The organism is Agreia sp. VKM Ac-1783 (genome assembly GCF_900177765.1).
Classification (GTDB): Bacteria; Actinomycetota; Actinomycetes; order Actinomycetales; family Microbacteriaceae; genus Agreia.
The window spans coordinates 885,558-902,715 of the sequence record NZ_FXWI01000003.1 but is presented as its reverse complement, the minus strand read 5'-3'; the positions used below and the strand labels follow the sequence as shown (position 1 = coordinate 902,715).

Sequence of the window (17,158 nt, the reverse complement as noted above, 5' to 3'; positions counted from 1 at the left end):
GAGCCTACCGTGAGAACGGAAGCGGAGCGGTCTCGTCTGTGCTGGGCGACATGGGCTGCCGGTCTACTGCCTTGAGCTCACGCAGTCCGATGACCTGGGCGATGCGCGATGCGACGGCCTCAGGATCGCTGAACAGTTCGAAGCTGTGCACCCTCAGGTAGTGCCAACCCAGGCGCCGAAGCATGTCCGGACGAAGTCGAAGAGACTCGCGCAGGCTCGTGGCGTGCACCACCGAGTCGGTCTCGATGGCGATGGCGCGACCATCGTGCGAGGCCACGAGCGTGAGCTTGCCGCGGTGCTCGAACGCCACGTCGAGGCCGCGTGCTCCGAGCCGTCGTGCCAGGTCGATCAGCAGCGCATCGCCCGGGCTCGAGAACGTGTCAGGGGTCGGTCCCGACTCGACCTCGGTGAGAATCTGACGCAGCGCCACGATGCCGTGGGCCATGCGCTCCTCGTCGATGTCGTGCGGGTGGAAGCAGCTGACGATGTCCATGGAACGGCGAGCGCGGGTCATGCCGACGGCGAGCAGTCGTTCGCCGCCCGGGCGTCCCAGGGCACCGAAGTTCGTGAGCACTCGGCCATGGGTGGTCTTGCCGTAGCCCACCGAGAAGATCACGCGGTCGCGACTCTGGGCGACCGACTGGTCGAGAGTGGCGACCATGAACGGCTCGGCCCGGTCTTTGAGGATGAAGTCGCTCAGATCGCTTCGCTTGGAGAAGGCAGAGAGAACCGCCTGCTGCACACGCACCGCGTGACGCGGGCTGGCAGTGATGACCATCAGCGATTCGCCCGGGTAGTTGATGGCGTGGTCGAGCACCAGCGCGACAACCCGATCGACCTCGTCGTCGACACTCTCGACGGCTCCGGTCTCGGCGTCGGGCATGCCGCCACGGCCCTCTACGTAGTGCAGGGCGAGGCTACCGTGGCCGAGGAACGTTCCGGCCCACGGCAGAGAGTCGATCTTTCCGCCATAGAAACGGTGATTGACGAGCTCCGCGAGGTCTTCGCCGCCCGCGCGATAGCTGCGCGTGAGGGGAAGCGTCGGGACGAGTTCGGCGAGGCGAGCAAGCGCGGACTCGGCATGCAGCTCTTCGACCGACTGCTCGGCCTGAGAGCGGCTCGCCGCCTCGGGCACCGCAGCGATGGCGATGTCGAAGCGCGACGGGGTCTGAGTCACCGGGTCGCCGAACGCCACGACCTGGCGTCCGCGACGGATCGCGCCCACGTTCTCGGCCAGCGTCGTCGCTCCCGCGTCGACCAGAATGACCGTATCGAAGTGCAGCGAGTCGGAGATCTCGGCGACCTCGTAGGGAGACGCGAGCCAGACGGGAGCGAGAACGCGACCCAGATGGGGAGCCGCCTCGTGCAAGGCCTGAGCGTCGACGCCGTCGGTACGCAGGATCTTCTTGAGAGCCGCTGCCTCTTCGGGGTAGTCGACGAGGCCGACGCTCCAGGTCTCGGCGAGCTGCCATGCCAGAAGGGCGCCGCTCGCCGAGGCGTGTGCCTCGTCGACGAGCCTGAAGTCTGCCTCGAGCCGATCGAGCACCGAGGTGTTGGCGCCCAGCAGGGCCCTGTCGTTGGCGAGCATGAGCTCGAGAACCGACTGCCACCAGGCGAGCTCGAGCTCGTCGGCGACGGCACTCTCGGGCACGTGCCTCTGCGAGAGATCGGTCAGCAGCGGGTCGAGCGAGTGCTCGCGAAGCGTGTCGAGAAGAGCCGTGCGCTCCTGCAGGTTGGCGAGAACCTCGGAATCGGCGGCCAGCCCCTCGACCATCGCTACGAGTTGGTCGATCGGCAGGCTCGTCAGCTGCTTGGCCGTGCCCACGGTGCCCAGGGGCACGTCGAGCTGAGCGAGGTCTTCCGTGACCCGCTGATAGGCCACCTGCACGTCGGCGATGCCGATAGGGATTTCCGGCGGGATGCCCGCCGCAGCGAAGCGGTACCAGAGGGTGCGCTGCTGTTGAATGTGTTTGAGGGCCTCATTGAGATCGCCGATGTGCACACCGGGGCGCACATATTCTCGCGCGAGACCTCGCAGGCGACGTCGGCTCGTCGACGAGAGCTGCGGCGAGTCGCGACGGTTCGAGGTGGCTGCGATCAACTCGGTCAGCGGGCGGTCGAACACCACGGGAAGGAACTTGTCGAGCGTCTCGCGCAGATCGAGAAGGAGGCGCAGGTAGACGCCGAGCTCGGTGAGCGTGGCGAACGGCCTCATGCGGGTCTGGCCGATCAGTTCCCAGGCGCCGGAGAGCAGCGTCGGAAGATCGGACTTGTGCAGCTTCTTGGCGAGCTGGTGGGCGCTGTGCGCGTCGTCGGACGATGCGAATGAGGCGCCATACCAGGGCGAATCGTCGGGCCCGTAGCGGAATTCGCCCAGCGCCGCGGCCTTGCTCAGCGTCTTCGCCGCCTGAACTCGGCCGGAGGCAAGACCTTCGAGCGCGTGGCGGTCGAGGCGGGCCTTCGTCGAGGGAGGCGTCTGGAGCAGTTCGAGGCGTGCGAGTTCGCGAAGCGCATCCAGAACAGAGACCTTGAGCACGGGGTCGACGCGGCCGAGCGAACTGCGGTAGTCGAGCAGCACACCGCGCAGGCGTACGAGAGCCTCGTCGACGTCGGCCACGTGGGGCTGGCGGGCCTTCTCGTTGCGGCCGATCGACTGGATCAGATCGCGGCGGAGGGTGCGCGGCGACACGGCGACGCCGGGCAGGCCGACGTCGGTGAGGCGACGGGCGATGCCGCGCAGGCTGAGGCGACGAGGGCTCACGACGAGAACGCGCTTGTTCTGCGCGATGAGGGCGCCGACGGCGTTGACGATCGTCTGGGTGCCACCCGTTCCCGGCAGAGTCTTGACGACGAGCGAGTTGCCGGCGCCGATCTGGGCGATGACGTTCTCTTGCTCGGGGTCGGCATCGAGAAGGAGCGTGTCGGTGGACGGCGGGCGCTGGTCCTGCGGCGTCGCGTCGACGGGGTGGTAACCGTCTTGCACTCCGCGGCGCGCGGTGACGTTGCCCGCGAGCGCGTCGAGAACCGGATGCGCGAGGTCGACGGCGTCCTCGACGAGCGCATGGCTGACATCGGCGAACGTCGAGACGGCGAGCCTGGGGCTGACGCTGAACCACGCCAGCTGCGATGTGAGGCCGCGCAGCTGGTCGATGACGGGCTGCGGCTTGAAGACGCCGTTGTTGACCGCGAGCGCCACGAGCGCGTCGGCGTCGAGTTCGATCTGGAACTGCTCGGACAGGGCACGAACCAGCTCAGGGTTGACCGTGGGGCCACCGCGCAGCTTGAGCTCGAAGTCTCGTCCGTAGCGGCGAACGGAGACCGGGCGCAGCAGCACGGGAGCGCTGAAGGACTCCTGCTCGAGTCGCCACTCGGCGAATCCGATGCCGAGGTTCACGGCGTCGATGCCGCGCACGCTGCGGAGTTCGACACCCTTGTCGGTGATCGCCGCGGCCGCGAGACGGGCGGTACGCAGGGCCAGCTCGTCTCGGATGAGGCTCGAGAGCAGCGTGGCGTTGCCCGTGATGAACTGTGCGAGCCCTCCCGGGTGGGTGGCCGACAGATCGATGCGGTTGCGGGGCGAGTCGTCGAAGTGGATGAGCGGGGATGCTCCGCCTACCCTGCTGAGTTCGTCTCGCCAACGTTCTCGGTTGGGCTCGACCCGGCTTTCGCTGGAGAGGTTCGTGAGAGGTCGACCGGCCTTTTCAGGCGCGGTCTGGTGACCCCAGGCCGACGAATTGTCGTCGGCCGCAGTCGGAATTCCGTCTGCATCTAGTTTCTTATCGGCGCGCCACACACGGTTACCTTAAGCGGGCCACGCCCGAAAACCTGGCATCTGCAAGGGGTTTCGCCGCATTTGCCCGGTTTCGGCCGATGCATTCCAGACCGTGGAATACCGGCGGACATCCGAAGCGTTGACCCAGACGATGCTGAAACTCTCTGTTCTCGACCTCCTGCCCGTGCGCACCGACCAGACGACCGCCGACTCCGTCGCTGCGGCTGTGTCTCTCGCGAGACGGGCAGACGAGCTCGGCTTCACCCGATACTGGGTTGCCGAGCACCACAACATGGAGGCGGTGGCGGCGACCTCCCCAGCCGTGCTCATCGCCCATCTGGCGGCGAATACGCGCCGAATCCGGGTCGGATCGGGTGGCGTGATGCTGCCCAATCACGCGCCTCTCACGGTGGCCGAGCAGTTCTCCCTCCTCGAGGCCATGCACCCCGGTCGCATCGACCTCGGCATCGGCCGGGCGCCCGGCTCAGATCCCGTCACCGCGTACATGCTGCGAGGGGCTCGCGCTGAGGAGTCAGGAGTGGATTCGTTCCCCGGCGATGTCGAGCTGGTCGCCGGACTTCTCGGTTCGGACGACACGCCGATCACCGACGCTTTCGACGCGGCGGCGCAGCCGGGCGTCGTCATCCCGCTGCGTGGTCGCGACTACGCCTTGCGCTCGACCCCGCGCACGCAGTCCTCGCCCATGCTCTGGCTGCTCGGTTCGAGCACCTACAGCGCGCAGTTGGCGGCGAGCCTCGGCATCGCCTTCGTCTACGCCCACCATTTCGGACAGACGGGCATCGATACCGCACTCGACCTCTACCGCCGCGAGTTCCGGCCCTCTGCGGGACTCTCCGAGCCGACGACCTTTCTCACGGTCAACGCCGTGGTCGCTGACACGCAGGAGGAGGCCGAGGCCCTCGCGCTTCCGCAGCTCATCACGATGGCCAGGCTCCGCTCCGGAGGCGCGCTCGGCCCTCGCCTGACCGTCGAGCAGGCTCAGGCCGAGACGCTGAACCCGATGGAGGAAGATCTCGTGGCAGACCAGGCGGCACGATGGATCATCGGCACGCCCGACACCGCGTGGCCGCGTCTGACAGCACTCGCCGCGAAGTACGGAGTCGACGAGGTGATGGTGTCGCCGATCGCCTCCGACCACGACGGGCAAGACGCCCGAGTCGGCGCGGGCGCGGAACGCACCCTCGAGCTTCTCGCGGCGCAACAGAACCGGTAGGCCGTCGCCTTCGCGCAGTCGCTGCGGCTAGCCCGCGACGGCGCGAAGGACGCCCGCGTATCCGTCGGGCGCTCGACCCAGTAACCTCGACGAGGTGAGCACGGCGGCGCGCGCCGTGCTGGTCACGTCGACGCCGAGACTCTCCAGCTTCGCGACGAGGGCCGCGTCCTCTCCTGTGGCGACGGGGGCGAACCCTCCCCCGGCAAGATAGTGATCCGCCCTCACCCCGAGGTTGGCGCCGTGCACATTGCGATGGCTCTCGCGCAACGGATGCCGCAGCAGATAGTGCGCCAGCCGCTCGGCGTCGAGACCCTCCTCGTCTGGGCGGACAGCACCGAGCAAGACCCCATGCCCCGCTTCGGCTGCCTCGAGCTGCACGCAGAGCCAGTCGGCGGGTACCGCCGAGTCCGCGTCGGTGTTCGCGATCCAGACGCTCTCTGGCGCAAAGGCGCTATCGGCAAGCGCCCGTTCGATGCCGCGTGAGCGAGCCACCCCCACCTTGCCGGCCGAGATCGCGAGAAAGTCCACGCTCGGACGACGAGCGACGACGCTCGCCGTGCCATCGACGCATCGGTCGAGCACGACGACGATGCGTACCTCGGGGCCGTCCGTCGGGCGCGCACTGTGGAGCCGTGCCACTGCCTGCTCGAGGGCGTCGAGGCAGCGCGCGATCGTCTTCTCCTCGTCTCGAGCGGGAACGACGATGACGAGTTGCCTGATGAGGGTCGTCACACGAGCCCCTCCGCCGCGGCGACCGACACCGCGCCCGGCTGGCCGAAGACCTCGAGAAGAAAGTCGTCATCGTCGTAACCGCCGATGCGCTCCAGACCCGCCGACCGACGGAACGCCTCGTGCACGTCGTCGCCGCGCATGGGGTAGTCGCTGACAGGGTGTCTCCAGTGACAGGCGACGACGATGCCTCCATCGTTCAGGCTTGCGACCGCTCGACTGACGAGGTCGTCCAGGCTATCGGGCGCGAGGTAGTACCCCACTTCGGAGACGACGATCAGGTCGAAGCTCCCATCGGGCCATTCCTGGGGTAGAGCGCGGCGCTCGAAGCGCACCTCCGAGCGACCGGCGAGCCGTCGCCTCGCTGAGTCCAGCGGAGCCTGAGCGATGTCCGTCGCCAGCACATCGTCGACCCGATCCGCGAGTTCAGCCGTGAGCACGCCGATCGAGCAGCCGATCTCGAGGGCCGAGCCGAAGCGCCGGCGCGGAAGTGCAGCCAGCGTGAGAGCCCGCTTTCGTTCCTCGTACCAGCGCGTCTCGAAGCCCCACGGGTCGGTACGCCCTTCGTAGAAGGTGTCGAAGTATCCCTGTTCCAGCGACTCCCCCGAGAGCTCGGCAGCCGTCTCGTCGGTGACGAAGAACGTCTCGAAGTCGCGGCCGAAATGCGCGGCGAACGACGACGAGACGATCGCTTCGTCTCCCGGCTCGGCAGAGAGCGGCTCGGTCTGACTCCGGTGCAGCTCGAGCGCGGCCGCCTTCGCCGCCCTGGCTTCGACGCCGAGGGGTGCCGTGCGAACTCTCTCCCACGGCCACTCCGGCGACTCCGGTCTTTGCCAGTGCCAGCCCCAGATCGGGTACTCCGCGTGCCTCGCTGCTGCGGCCTCGACGGCGGCCGCGGCAGCGTCGCCGACAGCCGTGTGGTCGGGATGCCCGTCGCCACGCCAGGGTGACGCGACCAGCGCCCCGGCATGGTCGGCTATGACGGCGCCGATGGCGCGCGTCAGCGAATCGATGTTCTGCCGAAGCTCGCCGTCTGGAAGACCGAGGAGGTGCACGGCGGTGCCCGGCGCGAGCACATCGATCGCCGCCACGACCTCGCCTCGACGGACCGCGGAGAGCCGCTCCGGCGTGACGGTCTTCGACTCCGGATGCGAGCGCTCTCCGGCCGTCGCGACGATGACGACCACCGGGAGGCCCGCCGCATGCGCCGTGGCCATGAGCCCGCCCGCGCCGAGCGTCTCATCATCGGGATGGGCGGCGACGACGACGAGCAGGTCGACACCGTCGAGATCAAGCGGACGGGCTTTCGACCAGCGTTCCGAGGCGAGCCACGCTGCGTTCGTCGTTCCGGCGTCTCGGTGGTCGAAGGTCATCTCTTCGGCTCCTCGGCGACGATGCGACGGCCTAGCGACGCTTCATCGCGCTCCGCGTGATGCTGCCGCACGTACAGTTCGAGGTCGGCCACGCGTCGCGCGTGCTCCGCCTCGAGAGCGAGGGGCGCCGGCCCGAGCGAGTGTGCGACACGGCGGAGCACGTCTTCGACCACGGTCGCCACGACGATGCGCACGCGGGCGGCCAACAGGCGACCCTCGTTTCCCTCCGCTCTGCCATCGTCGATTCGACGGCCGGCGTCGTCGAGCGCGACCCGTGCAGCGAACAGCCCCGCATCGACGGCACCGAGGTGCATCAGCGCGATCTGATCCGGCTCGCGGGTCGTCGATGTCGCGCTCGACAGCAGCCGATGCGCGAGACCTTCGGCTCCTCCCAGCCAGCACGCCGCGACGCCGATCCCACCCCAGGCGAATCCGGGCCGGTCGAGGTACCAGTCGTCGGCTCCCACCGGCGATGAGACGACGTCATCGAAATCGACCGCCCCGCTCGGCACGCCCTGCAGTCCCAACGCGATCCATTCGCCGCTGCGCACTCCCACGCCCTCGGCTCGAAGCTCCACCTCGAACAGCCGCCGGTGGCCGCCCGCGGTGTGAGCCGTCACCAGAGCACGATCGAGCAGCTGAGCCATGGAGCACCACGGCTTCGTGCCAGACAGGCGGAAGGCTCCGTTCGAGTCGTGGGCATCGAGGCGCACGCCCGGCCCTTCGGCGGCGAACACGCCCCAGGTGCCCGCCTGCGGTTCGTGACCGGCCTCTGCGAGGATCGCACGAGCATCCAGATGCGCCTCGACAACCCGTGCAGCCGTGAGATCGGCCCGACCGAGAGCTCGGAAGAGCTCGAACAGGGCCGGCGTCTCGCCCGAGGCGGGAGTGGGCGCGACAGTGCCGATGGCCAGCGCCAGGTCTATGGCTCGCTGCGGATCGCCGGCGACCTCTGCGGCTCTGGCTGCCCACGATTCGAGGGATTCAGCGACGGGCACCCGTGACTCCTTGCGTCATACGAAACTCCCCCATCCAGACGAATGCCGGGGCACCCATGGTGTCCCGGCATTCCTGGTCGTACACGTCAGCCGATGGCTGCGCGACGACCGTCAGTGCTTGAAAGCGTCCTTGACGTTCTCTCCGGCCTTGCGGGCGTCGGCGCCCACCTGGTCGGCCTTGCCCTCGGCTTCGAGTCGCTCGTTGTCAGTGACCTTGCCCGTGGCTTCCTTCACCTTGCCTGCTACGTCGGTTGCGGCGTTCTTGACTTTGTCGTCGAGTCCCATGGCATCCACCTTTCGTCTTGCCGGAATCCTTGTGGGTTCCGGCATGCGTTTCACGGTACGCCCCGAGGTCGTCCGACGGATGGGGCTTGTGATGCCTCTGACGATCCGTTAGAGACGAGCCGATCAGTTCGGGATCTCCTGCGGCGTATCGCCCACCAACTCGTAGGAGACCGGTTCGGGAGTGACGGGAACGACGAGTCGCCACACCCGCTCTTGGGCCTCGCCCTCGGCGTCGAAGACCTCGACGATCGTCTCGCGGGGCTTGCCGTCGACGAAGTGCTCGACCGTTTCCTTACCCTCCGAGAGTCCGCCTGATTGCAGCAGTGCACGATACGTGTCAGCCATGGAATCCAACCCCTTTGTCGATCCCGGAGAGAGTTCCGGATGACCTCAGTTTCTCGGATCGGGAGGGCCCGCGTCCACCCCTTTCAGAGCGCGGCGCTGGATGCCGCCACCAGCGTGAGCACGGCCCGCCCGTAGGCTTCGGCCGGGTCGGGGGCCGTGTGGCTCGATGGCGTGCCCCGAAAGACGATGTCTACGCGATATTCCGGCGCCGCGTCCTCCGAGGTCTCTAGGCGCACGAGAGACCGGAACGCGCCGCGGAGCATGTCGCGGAGCTGGTCTTCACGCGGCAGCCACAGTGCCTCGTGCAACTCGACGGAGTCGAGCGCCCACTCGGTCGTGCCATTGAAACCGAGAATGGTTCCCGTGGGGTAATGCTGGGCCTCGATCGTCATGTCGCTGACGGTGAAGACCTCGGCGTCGAGGGCTTCGGGATCGAAGGCGGGGGTATCGATCGAGAAGCGATCCCCCGAGGCCGGCTTCCAGACCAGCCCGGCATCGCGCAGTGATCGGGCGAGTTCGACGGTGATCATGCAGCCATTATGACTGGCCATTCTGGACCGGGATGCCAGCGAGAACGACACCCGCCCGCGCTATGCTCCGGCGATGACCACTACGACGGCGAGAGCAGGCTCCCGTCTGCTCGATCTGCTCGACTTCGGCTACAAACAGGCGCTGTCGTGCCTCTTCGCGGTATCGATCGTCGTGGGCCTTGCGATCACCCACTTCGTCGACTTCGGGCTCGCCCGCTATGACACGATGCTCGTCTGGTGCATCATCGTGCAGATCGTGCTGCTCGCGACGAAGATCGAGACCCGCGACGAACTGCTCGTGATCTGCATGTTCCATGTGCTCGGCCTCGCCCTCGAGGTCTTCAAGGTCGCCGTCGGTTCGTGGAGCTACCCCGACGCGGGGGTGCTCCGCATCGGCGACGTTCCCATCTACAGCGGGTTCATGTACGCGGCGATCGCGAGCTATATCTGCCAGGCGTGGCGGCGCTTCGACCTCGATATCGACTCCGTGCCGATGGTTCCGACGATGATCACGGCCATCCTCTTCTACGTGAACTTCTTCACGAATCACTGGCTGCCCGACGCCCGCTGGCCGCTGCTGATCGTGGTCGCGGTGCTGATGCGCAAGACATGGGTGCGCTTCAGGGTGCGCCAGACGATCTACCGGATGCCGCTGCTCGTCTCGTTCCTGCTCATCGGCTTCTTCATCTGGTTCGTCGAGAACATCGCGACGATCCTCGGGGCGTGGAGCTACCCCGGTCAGGAGGCTGGTTGGACCCTGGTGCACGCGAGCAAAATCGGCTCGTGGATGGTGCTGGTGATCTTCAGCTTCATGCTCGTGCTCTGGTTCAAGCAGCGCAAGAAGTCGCTCGTCGCCTGACTACCGATCGAGCAGGCGGTGCAGGAACTGCTTCGTGCGCGCCTCGCGGGGATTCTGCAGCACCTCCGACGGCGGCCCGGACTCGACCACGACCCCGCCGTCCATAAAGACGATCGTGTCGGCAACGTGCGAGGCGAAGGTGAGCTCGTGCGTCACGAGCACCATCGTCCAGCCCTCCGTCGCGAGCTCTCTGATCACGTCGAGAACGTCTCCGACGAGCTCGGGGTCGAGCGCCGAGGTGGGCTCGTCGAACAGCAGCAGCTGCGGCTTGAGGGCCAGTGCACGCACGATGCCCACGCGCTGCTGCTGACCGCCCGACAGCTCGAACGGGTATGCATCGGCCTTCGCGCCGAGACCGACGCGCTCGAGCAGCGCACGCGCATCCGCTATCGCCTCGGCCTTCGGCCGTTTCTGTACCTGCACCGGGCCCTCGATCACATTCTCGAGAACCGTGCGGTGCGGAAAGAGGTTGAACTGCTGGAAGACCATGGCGGAACGATCGCGCAGCGATGCGAGCTGCCTCTTCGTCGGATTCCGCGAGTAGTCGACGACGTCGCCGCCCGAGAACTCGACCGTGCCCGCTTCGGGCACCTCGAGGCCGTTCAGCGATCGCAGCACCGTGGTCTTGCCCGATCCCGACGGGCCGATCAGGGCCACGACGTTTCCGCGCGGCACCGTGAGATCGATCGACTTCAACACCTCGACGTCGCCGAAACTCTTGCGGATGCCGCGGGCCGTCAACAGAGGCGCGGCGATGATCGCGTCGGCTGGCTCCGGAGCCAGGGGGTCAGTGGGCGACATAACGATCCAACCTCTTCTCGAGCACGGACTGGGCGCTCGAGAGAACGAGGCAGATCACCCAGTAGACGACGGCGGCTTCGATGTACAGCGCCATGAACTCCTGGCTGAACGCCGCGATCTGCTGCGCCTGCCTGAACAGCTCGGTCACGAGGATCAGCGACGCGAGCGAGGTGTCTTTGACGAGGCTGATGAACGTGTTCGACAGCGGAGGCACCGACACCCGAGCCGCCTGGGGAAGGATGACCCGAACCAGCGTCTGCCCCCGCGACATGCCGATCGTGTAGCCGGCCTCCCATTGGCCTTTCGGCACAGAGAGAATGGCCGCCCTGATCACCTCGGCGGCGTAGCCACCGACGTTGAGCGAGAAGGCGATGATGGCACTCGGCCACGGATCGACGAGAACGCCGATCGATGGCAGCCCGTAGAAGATGACGAACAACTGCACCAGCAGGGGTGTGCCCCTGATGATCGAGATGTACACGCGGGCGATGCCCGAGACGATCCAGATTCGGGAGAGCCGCATCAGCGCGACGCCGAGGGCGATGACCAATCCCAGCGCGAATGACAGCAGGGCGAGCGGGATGGTTCCCGTGAGCGCCCCTCCCACGATGGGGAGGAGCGATCGCAGCAGCAGATCCCACAGCGATTCGGTCATTCGTCAATCCTCCCGCACCCGGGCGCCATCGATCGACCCTTTTCGCCGCAGCCTTACTGCGTGACGTCGCTTCCGAAGTACTTGTCGGAGATCTTGGCCAGCGTTCCGTCAGCGCGAAGGTCGTCGAGCGCCTTGTCGACGGCCTGCTGAAGTTCGGTGTTTCCCTTGGCGAAGACGAACGCGTTGAGCGAGGGGTCGTCGGTCTCGGCGGCGATCTTGAGGCCGGTGTCGCCCTTCTGCTTCTGGTAGTCGAGGAAGGTGAGGTTGTCGTTCACCGTCGCGTCGACACGGCCCTGCTCGAGCAGTGCGACGGCCTGCGCCCATCCCTCGACGGCCTCGACGTTCGCGCCGTTCTTCTGGGCCAGTTCGTACCAGTTGCTGGTCAGCGACTGCGCGGTGGTCTTGCCCGCGAGGTCGGCGAACGACGTGATGTCGGAGTTGTCGTTCTTCACGACGATGACGCCGGGGCTCACCGTGTAGGGCTCGGAGAAGTCGTACTTCGCCGCACGCTCGTCATTGATCGAGACCTGGTTGGCGATCACGTCGAAGCGGCCGGCTTCGAGGCCGGCGAAGATCGCGTCCCACTGCGTCTCCTCGAACTTCGCCTTCACTCCGAGCTTGTCGGCGACGGCGGTGATGATCTCGACGTCGTAGCCGGTGATGTCTCCGGTTCCGCCCTCGTGATAGCTGAACGGCCGGTAGGTGCCTTCGGTGCCGACCGTGAGAACTCCGGACTCCTGGATCGCGGCGAGCGAGTTGGCCTTCACCTTGCCCTCGCTCGTTGCGCCGTCAGACGTCGACGACGGGCTCGAGCACGCGCCCAAGGCGAGGGTTGCTGCGGCGGCGAGCGAGATGAGCGCGACGAGAGAGGAGGAGCGTTTCACGGGTGATCCTTTGCTGTGTGACTGAGGTGTTCAGGGTAGCCAGCGCTCGAGGCCCCTCGAAAATTCCGTGACGCCGCATGACGGGCTCGGTCGCGGGTCGGCGCTCGGCCCCGCGCGTATAGTGGGAGGCAATCAGCGCGCGGGCCTGGATTTGGGCCCACCGGCACTCCGTCGAGAGCTCGTCCCACCCTTCCCCCCGCAGAAAGACGCTGATGAAAGACGCTTCACCCGTTCCCGCGATCTCAGAGATCCAGGATGCGCTGGGTCGCGTCGAGCGCGACCGTCACGTGTCGCAACTCGACGCAGAATTGCTCTTCTCCGCACGCGGCGACGAGCTCGAGCGACTGCTCGCGGTGTCGACACAGCTGCGCGACGAGGGACTCGACCGCTCGGGCCGGTCGGGCATCATCACCTACTCCAAGAAGGTGTTCATACCGGTCACGCACCTCTGCCAGGACCGCTGCCACTACTGCATCTTCGTCGAGACGCCCAACAAGCTGGCAGCCAAGGGCAAACCCATCTACATGTCGCCCGAGGAGATTCTCGAGGTGGCACGTGCGGGCGCGGCCGTCGGCTGCAAGGAGGCGCTGTTCACTCTGGGCGACCGGCCCGAGAACCGGTGGCCCGTCGCGCGCGAATGGTTGGATGCCCACGGCTATGCCTCGACCATCGATTACATCCGGGCCATGGCTCTTCTCGTGCTCGAGGAGACCGGGCTGCTCCCCCACCTCAACCCGGGGGTGATGTCGTGGAGTGAGCTGCAGGCTCTTCGGCCGGTCGCGCCATCGATGGGCATGATGCTCGAGACCACCGCCACGAGGCTCTGGTCGGAGAAGGGAGGGGTGCACTACGGCTCGCCCGACAAGGATCCGGCCCTCAGGCTCCGCGTTCTCGACGACGCGGGTCGGTCGAAGGTCCCTTTCACCACGGGCGTGCTGTTGGGCATCGGCGAGAACAACGCCGAGCGCGCCGAGGCGCTCTTCGAGATCCGCGCCTCGCACGAACGCCACGGGCATATCCAAGAGACCATCGTTCAGAACTTCCGCGCGAAGCCGCGGACCGCCATGCAGAACGAGGTCGACCTCGCGCTGCAGGAGTACGTCGCCGCCGTCGCCGTCGCCCGCGTCGTCATGGGCCCCGATGCGACGATCCAGGCGCCACCCAACCTCACCGACGCGCACGAATTGGGACTGCTGCTGCGAGCGGGAATCGACGATTGGGGCGGAGTCAGTCCGCTCACCGCCGACCACGTCAACCCGGAGCGCCCCTGGCCCGAGCTCGACACTCTCGCGGCGCTGACGAAAGACGCCGGATTCGAGCTGCGCGAACGGCTGACCGCGCATCCGCAGTTCGTGCGCGACCCCGACGCGTGGATCGATGCGCGCATCCGGCCGCACGTCGATGCGCTTGCCGCGCCGTCGGGCCTCGCCGAGGAGGACGCCCCGGTCATTGGTCGCCCGTGGCCCCGCGCCCCGCACTCGAGCCCCCGTTCCCTGAATCCGACACTCCGTTCCCTGAGCCTGTCGAAGGGAATCGAAGCCCTCATCGCAGCCGACAAGAACCCGGCTGCCCTGTCAGACGCTCACTACCTCGAGCTTCTCCAGGCATCCGGCGCCGAGCTCGATGCGCTCACTGCCCTGGCAGATGACATCCGCCTCGACGCTGTGGGCGACGACGTCACCTTTGTGATCAACCGCAACATCGACTCCTCGCTCTACGGGGTCGACCCCGAGAACGGCGGCCTCTCCCTCGAGACGATCGGCCAGCTCGCCGATGAGGCGGCGGCGCTGGGCGCGACCGAGCTCTGCGTGCAGGGCGCCGTCGGCCCTCACATGCCTGCCACGGCATACCTCGATATCGTGCGCGCGATCAGGGCCCGGCAGCCCCGACTTCATGTGCACGCCTACCGGCCGACCGAGATCGCCGACGGGGCGCGCCGCCTCGGGCTGGCCCTCGGCGAGTACCTGCAGGCACTGCGCGACGCGGGAGTCGACAGTGTGCCGGGAACCGGCGCCCGAATCCTCGACGACGACGTGCGGCGCGTTCTCAGCGAGGGCAGCGATCCCGCCGCGGCCGAGTGGATCGCGTCGATGACGGCTGCTCACCGGGCGGGGCTCCGTTCGACCTCGACCATGATCTACGGCCATGTCGAGAGCCCAGCTCAGCAGCTCGCGCATCTGCGCGCGCTCGCGCGGATTCACGACGAGACCGGCGGCTTCACCGAGTTCATTCCGATGCCCTACGTGCGGCTGGACGCGCCGGCGAGCGTCGCCCTCGTGGCCGGTCCCGGCCCGGATGCGCGACAGACCCGCGCGGTGCACGCCGTCGCGCGGCTGCTGCTGCACGGGCGCATCGACCACGTGCAGGCCGCGTGGACGAAGCTCGGACTCGCCGAGAGTCAGTCGGTGCTGCGAGGCGGAGCCGACGACCTCGGCGGACTACTGCTCGACGGAACAGCCAAGCCCGAGGCCGGCGCCGAAGCGCATCGCTCGCTCACCATCGCCGACCTCGAGCGCACAGCCGGGGAGATCGGGCGGGGCGTGCGGCAGCGCACGACGAGCTACGGCTCGCCCACGCCCGAGCAGCTCGCGTTCGCCCGGCGGCCAGACGCGCCTCCCGCGACGCGCCTGCAGCTTCCGACCTCCGAGCGTCGCAGCTCGCTCCAGCCGTCGCGCGCATGACCTCGACCCGGCGGCGTTCGACGGTCGTTCTGCTCTGCGGCCCGGGCAGCGACGAGGACTTCGCGTTTCTCGGCCCGACTCTGGCACGCGATCGCCGTGTGGTGATGGTCGACCTGGGCCGCCCCTCGAGTCGGCGCTCTGGCGCGTGGATGCACGAGCTCGCAGGTGCGGGTGACGGCTGCTGCGTGATCGCGGTCGGGGCACACGCCGAGGACGCCGTGCGAGCGACGCACGATTCCCGCGGACTCGTCACCCGACTCGTGCTTATCGATCCGGAGTTCGATGGCGCGGCCCCCGAGATGGGCGGTCTGCGCGTGCTCGTGCTCACCTCGGGCCAACGTGGGCTAGACGATGTGCGCGGCACGCTGCGCGAACAACCCGCGCGCATCCTGAGCATGATCGAGGATTTCCTCGATGACGCAAAACCTCCCTCTCGCCGGTCGAGTAGGCCGCCCGCGGCCGTATCGAGACCACCCGTGAGTGATGTCCATCTGCCGGCCCGTCCCTCGCGCGACCACTCAATCAGCGCAGTCGAGGTCGACACCGTGATCGTCGGCGCGGGATTCGCGGGGCTGGGGGCGGGCATCCGTCTTGCGCGACAGGGCGACGAGTCGTTCGTGATCCTCGAGCGCGCGGGCGATGTGGGCGGAACCTGGCGCGACAACACCTACCCCGGCGTCGCCTGCGACATTCCCTCGCACCTGTACTCGTTCTCATTTCTGCCGAAACCCGACTGGTCGAGCTTCTTCGCGAGCGGCCGCGAGATTCACGACTATCTGCGCAATGCTGTGCGCTCGGAGGGCCTCGAACCTCATCTGCGGCTGCACTCGGAGGTGCTCGAGATGCGCTGGCTCGCCGACGAGCTGCGCTGGCGGGTGACGACGAGCTCCGGTGAGTACCTCTCTCGCACGCTGATCGTCGCCGCGGGGCGGCTGTCGGATGCCCGCATGCCCGATGTGCCCGGTCTCGACACCTTCGCGGGCCCGGTCATGCACTCGTCGATGTGGGACGATTCCGTCGAGCTGCATGGGCGACGCGTCGGAGTCGTCGGCACGGGTGCATCCGCGGCGCAACTGATTCCCCGACTGGCGCACCTCGCGGCGAGCGTCGTCGTTTTTCAACGCAGCGCTCCCTACGTCGTACCGCGCCCCGACCGGGAGTACACCCTCGACGAGCAACGAGCCTTCGCGGCAGATCCGTCTGCGCACGAGGCCATGCGCGACGACCTCTTCTGGGGTGCAGAGACGGCGTTCGCCGAGCGGATGCGCGTGCCCGGCTTCATCGATCGGCTGCGCGATCGCGCGCTCGGCCACCTCGAAGCGCAACTCGAGGACCCAGCCCTGCGCGCTGCCGCCACGCCCGACTACGAGATCGGCTGCAAGCGGGTAATCATCTCGAACGACTACTACCCCGCGCTCGCCGCACCCTCTGTGTTCCTCGAATCGTCGGCGCTGCACTCGATCTCCAAGAACGTCGCGACCTCTGAAGACGGCTCTCGATTCGAGCTCGACGTGCTCGTGTTCGCCACCGGATTCGAGTCGACCCGCCCGCCGTTCGCCGCACGCACCTACGGGGCCGACGGCATTCGTCTCGCCGACGCGTGGGCTGACGGCATGCGGGCACACGCGTCGACGACCGTGCACGGTTTTCCGAACATGTTCGTTCTCGACGGGCCCAATGCGAGCCTCGGCCACAACAGTGCCGTCGCCATGATCGAGGCGCAGATCGACTACGTGCTCGCCGCCCTCGATCACCGCGACGCTAAGGGCATCGATGCCCTCGACGCGTCGCTCGAAGCACAGGATGCCTACACTCACGAGATCGACGCAAAGGCTGCGTCGACCGTGTGGCTGACCGGTGGATGCGACAGCTGGTACGTCGATGAGCGCAGCAGACGGCTCACGCTGCTGTGGCCCGACTTCGCCTACGCCTTCCAGCGACGACTGTCTCGCTTCGACGCAGAGAACTACGAGGTCGTCGCCGCGCGCCGGCACGCCTCTGCTCTGTAGAGT

The 17,158-nt window shown here is 67.4% G+C and carries 14 protein-coding genes; 4 read left to right on the top strand and 10 right to left on the bottom strand.

Annotated elements, in window-relative coordinates:
* Positions 1-4: 4 nt before the first annotated feature.
* Positions 5-3,793 (bottom strand): AAA family ATPase, encoded by a 3,789-nt coding sequence (locus tag CCK87_RS14005; RefSeq protein ID WP_249273897.1) that lies wholly within the window; start codon positions 3,791-3,793, stop codon positions 5-7.
* Between the two features lie 130 nt (positions 3,794-3,923).
* On the opposite strand from CCK87_RS14005, the gene CCK87_RS14000 reads away from it, so the two are divergent.
* A complete protein-coding gene (locus CCK87_RS14000) occupies positions 3,924-5,006 on the top strand; it encodes an LLM class flavin-dependent oxidoreductase (RefSeq protein WP_212638230.1) in 1,083 nt (360 codons plus the stop codon).
* A 27-nt stretch (positions 5,007-5,033) separates the two neighbouring features.
* On the opposite strand, the gene CCK87_RS13995 is transcribed toward CCK87_RS14000, so the two are convergent.
* The 6 genes from CCK87_RS13995 to CCK87_RS13970 all read right to left on the bottom strand — a co-directional run bounded on the left by CCK87_RS13995 (position 5,034) and on the right by CCK87_RS13970 (position 9,266).
* Complete coding sequence (locus CCK87_RS13995) at positions 5,034-5,738, bottom strand: glycosyltransferase family A protein (protein WP_086461948.1); 705 nt, start codon at positions 5,736-5,738, stop codon at positions 5,034-5,036.
* Positions 5,735-7,108, bottom strand: coding sequence for a bifunctional PIG-L family deacetylase/class I SAM-dependent methyltransferase (locus CCK87_RS13990; RefSeq protein WP_086461947.1), 1,374 nt, complete (start codon positions 7,106-7,108; stop codon positions 5,735-5,737). The genes CCK87_RS13995 and CCK87_RS13990 overlap by 4 nt, the downstream gene beginning before the upstream one ends.
* Positions 7,105-8,106 (bottom strand): acyl-CoA/acyl-ACP dehydrogenase, encoded by a 1,002-nt coding sequence (locus tag CCK87_RS13985; protein WP_086461946.1) that lies wholly within the window; start codon positions 8,104-8,106, stop codon positions 7,105-7,107. The genes CCK87_RS13990 and CCK87_RS13985 overlap by 4 nt, the downstream gene beginning before the upstream one ends.
* Positions 8,107-8,217: 111 nt before the next feature.
* Positions 8,218-8,391 carry a CsbD family protein gene (locus tag CCK87_RS13980; RefSeq protein WP_086461945.1) on the bottom strand — a complete coding sequence of 58 codons (174 nt, stop codon included), beginning with the start codon at positions 8,389-8,391 and terminating at the stop codon, positions 8,218-8,220.
* Between the two features lie 123 nt (positions 8,392-8,514).
* The gene (locus tag CCK87_RS13975) at positions 8,515-8,736 is read right to left on the bottom strand and encodes a hypothetical protein (RefSeq protein ID WP_086461944.1); all 222 of its coding nucleotides are present in this window, start codon (positions 8,734-8,736) and stop codon (positions 8,515-8,517) included.
* Between the two features lie 83 nt (positions 8,737-8,819).
* Positions 8,820-9,266, bottom strand: coding sequence for a pilus assembly protein CpaE (locus CCK87_RS13970; protein WP_086461943.1), 447 nt, complete (start codon positions 9,264-9,266; stop codon positions 8,820-8,822).
* Between the two features lie 73 nt (positions 9,267-9,339).
* On the opposite strand from CCK87_RS13970, the gene CCK87_RS13965 reads away from it, so the two are divergent.
* Entirely contained in the window at positions 9,340-10,125 is a 786-nt protein-coding gene (locus CCK87_RS13965; protein WP_086461942.1) for a DUF817 domain-containing protein, read from the top strand.
* Here the strand turns inward: CCK87_RS13965 and CCK87_RS13960 are convergent, their stop codons facing one another.
* From CCK87_RS13960 to CCK87_RS13950, 3 genes are read right to left on the bottom strand one after another with little or no spacing between them, the layout of a single operon-like run.
* Positions 10,126-10,926, bottom strand: a complete 801-nt coding sequence (locus CCK87_RS13960; RefSeq protein ID WP_086461941.1) for an amino acid ABC transporter ATP-binding protein — start codon at positions 10,924-10,926, stop codon at positions 10,126-10,128.
* Entirely contained in the window at positions 10,913-11,581 is a 669-nt protein-coding gene (locus CCK87_RS13955) for an amino acid ABC transporter permease (protein WP_086461940.1), read from the bottom strand. The genes CCK87_RS13960 and CCK87_RS13955 overlap by 14 nt, the downstream gene beginning before the upstream one ends.
* 53 nt (positions 11,582-11,634) lie before the next feature.
* Positions 11,635-12,465 (bottom strand): amino acid ABC transporter substrate-binding protein, encoded by an 831-nt coding sequence (locus CCK87_RS13950; RefSeq protein WP_086461939.1) that lies wholly within the window; start codon positions 12,463-12,465, stop codon positions 11,635-11,637.
* Positions 12,466-12,677: 212 nt separating this feature from the next.
* Between CCK87_RS13950 and cofG the strand changes: the two genes are divergently transcribed.
* Positions 12,678-15,146, top strand: a complete 2,469-nt coding sequence (gene cofG / locus CCK87_RS13945; protein WP_086461938.1) for a 7,8-didemethyl-8-hydroxy-5-deazariboflavin synthase CofG — start codon at positions 12,678-12,680, stop codon at positions 15,144-15,146.
* The gene (locus CCK87_RS13940) at positions 15,143-17,155 is read left to right on the top strand and encodes an NAD(P)/FAD-dependent oxidoreductase (RefSeq protein WP_249273896.1); all 2,013 of its coding nucleotides are present in this window, start codon (positions 15,143-15,145) and stop codon (positions 17,153-17,155) included. The genes cofG and CCK87_RS13940 overlap by 4 nt, the downstream gene beginning before the upstream one ends.
* The last annotated feature ends 3 nt before the right edge of the window (positions 17,156-17,158 follow it).